The following is an 8,169-nucleotide window of genomic DNA, read 5'->3' as shown; positions in this document are numbered from 1 at the left end:
CACCAGTCGGCGCGGGACGGCGCCGTCCGACCAGGGCGGTCGCGGCAGTTCGGCGAGCGCGGAGCGCAATCGGTTCATGGCTCGGAGCCTAGAACCGCGCACGGCTGGGCCGACCCCGGAGACGGCTGCCGAAGGGGTCGGCTGTGGATAACGAAAGTGGTGTGGACAGAGCCTGTTTCAGGCCCCGGACCGTCAGGCCGCGGAGGTGCTGGAGCTCGTGCTGGAGCCGGAGGAGGTCGTCGACGCGGTGGACGTGGCACCGCTGCTCGCGGAGCCGCCGTCGGAGGACGCCGCCGCCTTGGCCGGTTCGCTCGAGGTCGACCCGTTGCGGCTGTCGGTGCGGTAGAAGCCGCTGCCCTTGAACACGATGCCCACCGAGTTGAACAGCTTGCGCAGCTTGCCGTCGCACGCGGGGCAGACGGTCAGCGCGTCATCGGAGAAGGACTGCACGATGTCGAACTTGTTGTCGCACTCGGTGCAGGCGTACGAGTAAGTAGGCATCGGATTACCTCCACGGTCTCAGTCGACTTAGCACTCTACAGCCGATAGTGCCAACGCGGGTAATCGACCACTTGTTCCAGGGGCGGGGGTCAGTCGTTGGCGTCGGCCGCCAGTTGTCGGAGGCCGTGGTGGGGGGTCAGGGCCCAGCCCATGCGGTGGTCGTGGGGTTCTTCCGGGAGGTGGTCCACCAGTTCGTCGTCGCGGACCACGGCGATGAGGCGGGCGGCGGGGCGGGCGGCGTGCAGGGTGCGGTCGTAGTAGCCCGCGCCGCGGCCCAGGCGGACGCCGCGGCGGTCCACGGCCAGGGCGGGAATCAGGATCAGCTCGGCCAGGCCCAGGGCGTCGGGGACGGGCGGGCCGTCCGGTTCCAGCAGGCCGTAGCGGGCGCGGCGGAGGCGGTCGCCGCCGAGGTATTCGGCCCAGGTGAGCGGTCCGGGTGGGCCGGTGACCGGGAGCAGCACCCGCGCGCCGCCGGCGCGCAGCGCGTCGAGCAGGGCGGGTGAGCCGGGCTCGGTGCCGACCGGGACGTAGGCGCACACCCAGCCGCTGGCACGCAGTGCCGTCACTCCGGCCGCCAGGGCCGCGGCCTCGGTCGCGTGCTGCTCGGCGGAGACGGCGGCACGGCGTGCCAGTATCTCGGCCCGCCATGCCTGCTTGTCCCATTCACCGGTTGTCGTCACGGCCTCACCCTAGGTGTCGCCGGCGCCGTCCCCCGACGCCGATACGGCGGTGTGATAGGTGTCGCAGTGTCCGATTTTCGACCTGAGACTTCCGCCGCCAGCTGCGAATATCGCTGTTGCCACGCGATAGCGGGGCGCTGTGGACGGTTTCGGCACCCCTCCGAACGGGCAGCTTATCCCCGTGTGAGCAGTGACGTTCGACGCGCTCGTCACGGTTTCGCCGCATAGGCTCTCCGGCATGTCGGAGCGCTGTCGAACGCGTCTTCGGCCCAGGTGACGGATGGATAGGGTGTGTTCATGACAGCAGATGCCGGACAGTCCGGGAACGGGTCGTGCTTCCGCACCGCGGTGGTGCCCGCGGCCGGACTCGGCACCAGGTTCCTGCCCGCGACCAAGACCGTGCCCAAGGAACTGCTACCGGTGGTCGACACCCCCGGTATCGAGTTGGTCGCCACCGAGGCCGCCGACTCCGGCGCGAGCCGCCTGGTCATCGTGACCTCGCCCGGCAAGGACGGGGTGGTCGCGCATTTCGTCGAGGATCTGGTCCTCGAGGGCACGCTCGCCGAGCGTGGCAAGTTCGCGCTGCTGGAAAAGGTGCGCAAGGCCCCGGCCCTGCTCGACGTCACCTCCGTCGTGCAGGAGGAGCCCCTCGGGCTGGGACATGCGGTCGCGCAGGCGGAGTCGGTGCTCGACGATGACGAGACGGCCGTCGCCGTGCTGCTGCCCGACGATCTGGTGCTGCCCAGCGGCGTGCTGGCCGTGATGAACCGGGTGCGCGACACCTTCGGCGGCTCGGTGCTGTGCGCCATCGACGTGCCCAAGGACCAGGTGAGCGCCTACGGCGTCTTCGACGTCGATCCGGTGGCGGGCGGCACTCCGAACGTGCTGAAGGTCAACGGCATGGTGGAGAAGCCCAAACTGGAGGACGCCCCCTCGACCTACGCGGCGGCGGGCCGCTACCTGCTCGACCGCGCCGTCTTCGACGCCCTGCGCCGCATCGAGCCCGGCGCGGGCGGTGAGCTGCAACTCACCGACGCCATCGCGCTGCTGATCGCCGAGGATCACCCGGTACACGTGGTGGTGCATCGTGGGTCGCGCCACGATCTCGGCAACCCGGGCGGCTATCTTCGTGCTGCGGTCGATTTCGCTTTGCAACGCGAGGAATACGGCCCCGCCCTACGCGAGTGGCTGGAACAGCGCCTGCGTCCGGATTGGGATCCGCAGCCGACCTCGTACGAATGATCCGCGTGACCGGTTGGGTCGGGTTGGAACGAGGAAGGGCTGAATGCGCTCGGTTGAGGATCAGCAGATCAAGGTGACCGCGGCGGCCGTAGCGCCGCGCCCGGTACGGGTGGCGATCTCCGAGGCTCAGGGGCTGCTGTGCGCCGAGGACGTGGTGACCGAGCGCCCGCTGCCGGGCTTCGACCAGGCGGCCATCGACGGCTACGCCGTGCGCAGCGTCGATGTCTCGGGTGCGGGCGCCGATATCCGAGACGAGGACGGCAACCCCATTGATCTGTCCCTTCCCGTGGTGGGGGAGGTGGCGGCCGGATCACGGCAGCCGATTCGCTTGCAGCCCAGGCAGACCGTGCGCGTCGACACCGGCGCCCCGCTGCCCACGCTCGCCGACGCGGTGCTGCCGCTGGACTTCACCGACGGCGGCCGGGCGCGGGTGAAGGTCTACGAGCCGGTGCGCACCGGCGACTACGTGCGCCGCATCGGCGACGATGTGCAGCCCGGTGACCTCGCCGTGCGCGCGGGCACCATTATCGGTCCGGCGCAGGTGGGCCTGCTGGCGGCGGTCGGCCGCGACAAGGTGCTGGTGCATCCGCGCCCCCGGCTGTCGGTGCTGTCGGTGGGCGGGGAACTGGTCGACATCGACCGCACCCCCGGACCCGGTCAGGTCTACGACGTGAACTCCTACGCCCTGGCCGCCGCCGCACGCGACGCCGGAGCCGATGTGAACCGGGTCGGCATCGTGAGCGGCGACGCCAAGCGGCTGCGCGATGTGGTCGAGGGACAGTTGGTGCGCTCCGAGGTCGTGGTGATCGCGGGCGCGGTCGGCGGTTGGGCCTCGGAGCAGATCCGGGAGGCGCTCGAGGGCCTGGGCGAACTGGAGATCACCCGCGTCGGCATGCATCCGGGCTCGGTGCAGGGGTTCGGGCGTTTGGGGCGCGATGAGGTGCCCACCTTCCTGCTGCCCTCGAACCCCGTTGGCGCGCTGGTGGTCTTCGAGGTGATGGTGCGCCCGCTGATCCGCATCGCGCTGGGCCGCCGCCATCCCATGCGCCGCATCGTGAAGGCGCGCACCATCCTGCCGATCTCCTCCATTCCCGGGCGGCGCGGTTATCTGCGCGCCCAACTCATGCGCGACGAGCAGACCGGCGAGTATCTGGTGCAGCCCCTGGGCGGCCCCAACGGCGCGTCCTCGCACCTGCTGGCCACGCTCGCGGAGGCCAATTCGCTCATCGTGATCGATCCGGAGGTCACCGAGGTGCGCACCGGTGACGAGGTGCGGGTCGCCTTTCTCGCGCAGCGTGGGTGACGGGTGGACATGAATGTCTTCCGGGCTGGTCAGCATCCCGGGTGGCCCGCTCATCTGGGTCCGGTGCGGGTGGCGGCCGGACGCGTGACCCTGCGCCCCATTCGTTTGCGGGATGCGAGCGCCTGGAGCCGGATTCGGCTGCGTGATCGAGAACACCTGGAGCCGTGGGAGCCGACCGGGCGCGGCTCCTGGGAGGCGCGCAATCACGCCTCGAACTGGCCGGCGCTGTGGTCGAGTCTGAAGGCCGAGGCGCGGCGTGGCGCGATGATCCCGCTCGTGATCGAGGTCGAGGGCCAGTTCAGCGGGCAGCTGACGGTCGGCAATATCGTGCGCGGCGCATTGCGCTCGGCCTGGATCGGCTACTGGGTGTCCAAGGAGGTGGGCGGTCAGGGCGTGGCCACGGCCGCCCTGGCGCTGGGCCTGGACCACTGCTTCGGAGAGGTCGGGCTGCACCGCGTGGAGGCCACCGTGCGCCCGGAGAACCTGGCCAGCCAGGCGGTTTTGCGCAATGTGGGGTTCCGGGAGGAAGGGCTGCTGCAGCGCTATCTGGACGTGGACGGCGCGTGGCGTGACCATCTGCTCGTCGGCATGACGGTCGAGGAGGTGTCGGGCACGGTGGTGAATCGCCTCATACGTACCGGACGGGCAACCCCGGGTTAACTCCTGTGACTAGTGTGGCGGGTGTGGACGGCGCGCCTGCCGGGAATTCCTATGTTGCCGAATTAGCCTACGGACGTCGGTGGTGCGCCTGCACCACCATGCGGCGCATGTCGAAGGGACTGCTGTCGAAGGGACTGGGGCCTGGCGGGACGGAGGTGGAGCACGATGCCGAATTCGATCTTGTGGATCGGTCTGGTGGTGCTCTGGGTATTCGTGCTGTTCCCCATGCTCGCCGGACGGCACCCGCGCATTCGGCAGACGACCGACGCGGCCCTGGCGACCCGGGTGTTGCATCGTGGTGACGCCAAGCGACTCATCAGGAAACGGCCCGCCGCCGGCCATGACACCGACCCCGACTATGTACCCACCCGGAGAGTTGAGCATCCCCACACCGATGATGCGGAGGATCGGATGACGAGATCGGACGACGAGACCGCCACCGGCGACGACGATTTCGAGGCCGACCGCGAAGTCGATACGGTTGTCGCGCCGAACGCGGAGTCCGGCGCGGACCTCGACGACGAATTCGTCGACGCGGACGAGGATCGGGTGGAGGCGGCCGACGAGTTCGATGCCGACGATCCCGGGATCCACGGCGAAGCCCCGGTCGACGGGTACGGCGTCGATGACGATGACGTGCGCGACGACTACGAGCGGGATGCCGCCTACGAGGCGGATATGCACGACGACCCCCCTTCGGATGCCGACCCTCGCTCCGACTACGACGTCGACTCCGATGCCGGATCCGACTCAGGCACAGACGATCGCGACCACGTGGCGGACGACGAGTCAGTTCCGGCCGCGGCGCGCGCCTCGACCGTCATGGCCCGAATTCCCGCTGCCCGCACGCCAGAGCCGTACGACGAGGACGAATCCGAGTACGACGAGCGGGATTTCGTGCCTTCCCGTCGCGGTCGCGGCGGCTACGACCCGGAGGCCGATGCCATCGCCCGCGCCGCCCGCTACCGCTTCCGCCAGCGGGCCGTGCTCGGACTGGCTTGCAGCGTGGTGCTTTTCGCCGCGGGCGGACTGCTGGTGTCGTCGCGGGTGTGGGGGCTGTGCGCGCTGTCCGCGGCCGTGCTGGTGGGCTATCTGGCCTACCTGCGCAAGCAGGTGCGGATCGAGGAGGATATCCGCCGCCGCCGCGCCGCCCGTTTGGCCCGCAACCGCCACCGCGGGGACGCGGACGACGACGAGGAGGAGTCTCCACGCCGCGTCGTCGATCACCGTTCACCCGACCGGGAGAGCGCGCGCACCCGGCTGCGCCGCGCCACGCTCCTGGAACCCGACGACGAGGATCCGATGTTCGAGCATCTGGAGATGTTCGACGCCGCAACCGCCCGTGAAACCCGCGAGCGCGCCGCGGGCGCCCGCATGCGCCGCGCGGTGGGCGAGTAGACCACCCGCTCTCCCCGCTGACACCGAGGCCCCGTGCTTCGGGTCGGGGTGCACGCAGTGATCCCGCCTTTCGGGTCGCGGGCACTGGACTAATGCCCGATCACCGAACGCGTCCGCCCGAGCCGAGGGGCGCGGACGAGCCGCGCGCCTACTTCGGGTCGCGGTACGGCGGATCGTTCGAACCCGGACTGGGTGCGGACGAGGCGCGCGCCTACTCCGGGTTGCGGTACGGCGGATCGTTCGAACCCGGACCGGGTGCGGAGGAGCCGCGCGCCTAGTTCGGGTTGCGGTACGGCGGATCGTTCGAACCCGGACTGGGTGCGACGGGGCGCGCGGCCGGTCGTACGAACGCGTGTTGTGCCGCGGCACCGCGTGGTGCATCGTCAGCCGATCTGCTGCTCGATTCGTTCGGCCAGAGTGCGCAGTGCGGCGGCGAATTCGCGGGCGGCGGCGGGGTCGCCGCTGGACTCGCGGAGCGCGCGGCGGGTGAGGGCGGCGAGGCGCGCTTCCATCGCGGCGAAGGGCCCGGCGCGGCGGGCGGTCGTGGATTCGGGGCGGTCGCCGCGCTGCCAGGCGCGCAGTCGTTCGACCACATCGGCTTCGTCGAAGCGCGGCGGCAGCAGCGCCACCGCCTCGCGGAGAGTGGCGGCGGTGATCTTGACGTTCTCGGCGGCGAGGGTGGTGTAGACCGTCACAGCCGCGTCGTCGCCGTGTTCGGCCGCCACCGGCAGCAGTTCGCGAATCTGGCCCTCGTTGATGGCGGGCGCGTGCCGGTGCAGGCGCGCGGCCAGCGGCCAGGCGCGAATCAGCTTGTGGGCGTAGGAGCGCCGCATATCCCAGCGCTGCTCCACGTAGTCGTCGAAGGTCGCGTACCCATTGCGGTAGAGGCGGCCGTCGCGGACGATCTGCAATGCCCGCCCGGCCGACCAGAATGCCTGGCGCAGCGTATCGATCGACGATTCGCAGACGGCCAGCTGTGCGTGCTCGCATTCGCTCAGCGGTCCCTCACCCGCCGCGAGCGAGGGTAATTCCAGCACGGTGGGCGCGGCCTCCTGCGGCGGCGGTACCGTGCCCAGTCGAATGGCTATCGGGCTGCCCTCCGCAATGCCGTCCTCGAATTCCGATCGCTGCCATCCGATATTGCGCGACGGCGGGTATTCGGCACTGTCGGACGAGGATTTCCGCATCAGGCCGAAACCTCGCCCAGAAGACCGTCGCGTGCGCCGAACTCATCGCGTTCACGGGGGATTGCCGCAGTTCCAGGGGGTTTGATCATGAACAATCCTCCAAAGATGAGGAGCGTCGGCGGATGCCGGAAAAGTCTCGCACGCATGCGTGCGATGCCTCCGGATTGGGCGCCGAAAATCGCCGTGACGACCGGATTCTCGTGCCTGCCGCCCGGTCCGCTGTGTCCAATTGGACACAGCGATGCGCCGCATTGTGGTGCGTTACGTTAGTCGTTCGTTATCGAAACTCGCGTGTCGGACTGTGCATAACCCTGTGAACAAGCGAACCATGCAATGTCGAAGTGTGGATGTGATGAGTGTCAACCGAGTAGCTCACAGCTCGATCGGAGGACTGCATCATGGAAACAGGCGGAGACAGACAACGGTTTCGTTTCTTCGCACGGCACATTTCTTGGCGGCCACTGGTGGTCGGGGCGCTCGGCGCCGCGGGCCTCGCCGTGGCTCTGCTCTACTCCGCTGGTTCGGCGAAGGCCGAGCCGGTGGCGGTGCCCGGCTTCGGCGTCATCGAGATTCCGAACGACATCGCGGGCAGCTTCGGCTTCGGCCCCGGACCCGCGCCGGGCGCATCGACGTTCGATACCGCGCCGGGCGTGCTCACCGTCCCCGACGCCGCCCCGGCGGCCATGGCGCCGCCAGCGCCGCAACCAGCCGCCGCCCCGGCGGCTTCCCGTAGCGTCACCGTCGCGGGGCTCGGCACGTTCCCCGTGCCCGACGGTGTGCCCCCACTGGTCGGCATCCCCGGCGTCACCGACCATCCGGCCCCCGTGGCGGTTCCGGACCGTCCGACCACGGGGGAGCGGGCCGTCGAGGCCGCCCGCTCCAAATTGGGCACCGCCTATCGCATGGGCGGTACGGGGCCGGACTCCTTCGACTGCTCCGGTCTGGTGCAGTGGTCCTATCGCGAGGCGGGAGTGGATCTGCCGCGTACCAGTCAGGGCCAGTTGGCCGTCGGCACCCCGGTCGGCGTGGACGAGCTCCAGCCCGGCGATCTGGTGTCGTTCTACGGCGGCGGGCATTCGGCGCTGTACGCGGGTGACGGCCGGATCATCCACGCCTCCACCTACGGCGTCGGCGTCACCGAGACCGAACTCGGCGATATGCCGATCACCGGCGCCCGCCGCTACTGACCGATCGACAT

The 8,169-nt window shown here is 69.8% G+C and carries 9 protein-coding genes; 6 read left to right on the top strand and 3 right to left on the bottom strand.

Features of this window, described 5'->3' with window-relative positions:
* Positions 1–192 precede the first annotated feature (192 nt).
* On the bottom strand, positions 193–501 hold the full coding sequence (locus QK444_RS27635; protein WP_282785078.1) for an FmdB family zinc ribbon protein: 309 nt from the start codon (positions 499–501) through the stop codon (positions 193–195).
* Between the two features lie 89 nt (positions 502–590).
* On the bottom strand, positions 591–1,181 hold the full coding sequence (locus QK444_RS27630) for a 5-formyltetrahydrofolate cyclo-ligase (protein ID WP_282785077.1): 591 nt from the start codon (positions 1,179–1,181) through the stop codon (positions 591–593).
* A 297-nt stretch (positions 1,182–1,478) separates the two neighbouring features.
* On the opposite strand from QK444_RS27630, the gene QK444_RS27625 reads away from it, so the two are divergent.
* The 5 genes from QK444_RS27625 to QK444_RS27605 all read left to right on the top strand — a co-directional run bounded on the left by QK444_RS27625 (position 1,479) and on the right by QK444_RS27605 (position 6,062).
* Positions 1,479–2,423, top strand: coding sequence for a UTP--glucose-1-phosphate uridylyltransferase (locus QK444_RS27625; RefSeq protein WP_282785076.1), 945 nt, complete (start codon positions 1,479–1,481; stop codon positions 2,421–2,423).
* Positions 2,424–2,466: 43 nt separating this feature from the next.
* Positions 2,467–3,726 (top strand): gephyrin-like molybdotransferase Glp, encoded by a 1,260-nt coding sequence (gene glp / locus QK444_RS27620; protein ID WP_282785075.1) that lies wholly within the window; start codon positions 2,467–2,469, stop codon positions 3,724–3,726.
* A gap of 9 nt (positions 3,727–3,735) precedes the next feature.
* Positions 3,736–4,386: a GNAT family protein gene (locus tag QK444_RS27615; protein WP_029931179.1), complete on the top strand. Its 651-nt coding sequence runs from the start codon at positions 3,736–3,738 to the stop codon at positions 4,384–4,386.
* 165 nt (positions 4,387–4,551) lie between these two features.
* Positions 4,552–5,784 carry a gephyrin-like molybdotransferase receptor GlpR gene (glpR, locus tag QK444_RS27610; RefSeq protein WP_282785074.1) on the top strand — a complete coding sequence of 411 codons (1,233 nt, stop codon included), beginning with the start codon at positions 4,552–4,554 and terminating at the stop codon, positions 5,782–5,784.
* A 92-nt stretch (positions 5,785–5,876) separates the two neighbouring features.
* Complete coding sequence (locus tag QK444_RS27605) at positions 5,877–6,062, top strand: hypothetical protein (RefSeq protein WP_282785073.1); 186 nt, start codon at positions 5,877–5,879, stop codon at positions 6,060–6,062.
* Between the two features lie 105 nt (positions 6,063–6,167).
* Here QK444_RS27605 and QK444_RS27600 read toward each other — a convergent pair whose 3' ends face one another.
* A complete protein-coding gene (locus QK444_RS27600; protein WP_282785072.1) occupies positions 6,168–6,971 on the bottom strand; it encodes a hypothetical protein in 804 nt (267 codons plus the stop codon).
* A gap of 398 nt (positions 6,972–7,369) precedes the next feature.
* On the opposite strand from QK444_RS27600, the gene QK444_RS27595 reads away from it, so the two are divergent.
* The gene (locus QK444_RS27595; RefSeq protein WP_282785071.1) at positions 7,370–8,158 is read left to right on the top strand and encodes a C40 family peptidase; all 789 of its coding nucleotides are present in this window, start codon (positions 7,370–7,372) and stop codon (positions 8,156–8,158) included.
* The last annotated feature ends 11 nt before the right edge of the window (positions 8,159–8,169 follow it).

This window comes from Nocardia sp. CC201C, from assembly GCF_030010695.1.
GTDB lineage: Bacteria > Actinomycetota > Actinomycetes > Mycobacteriales > Mycobacteriaceae > Nocardia > Nocardia otitidiscaviarum.
The sequence above is the reverse complement of the archived record's forward strand: the minus strand, read 5'-3'. Positions and strand labels throughout refer to the sequence as shown.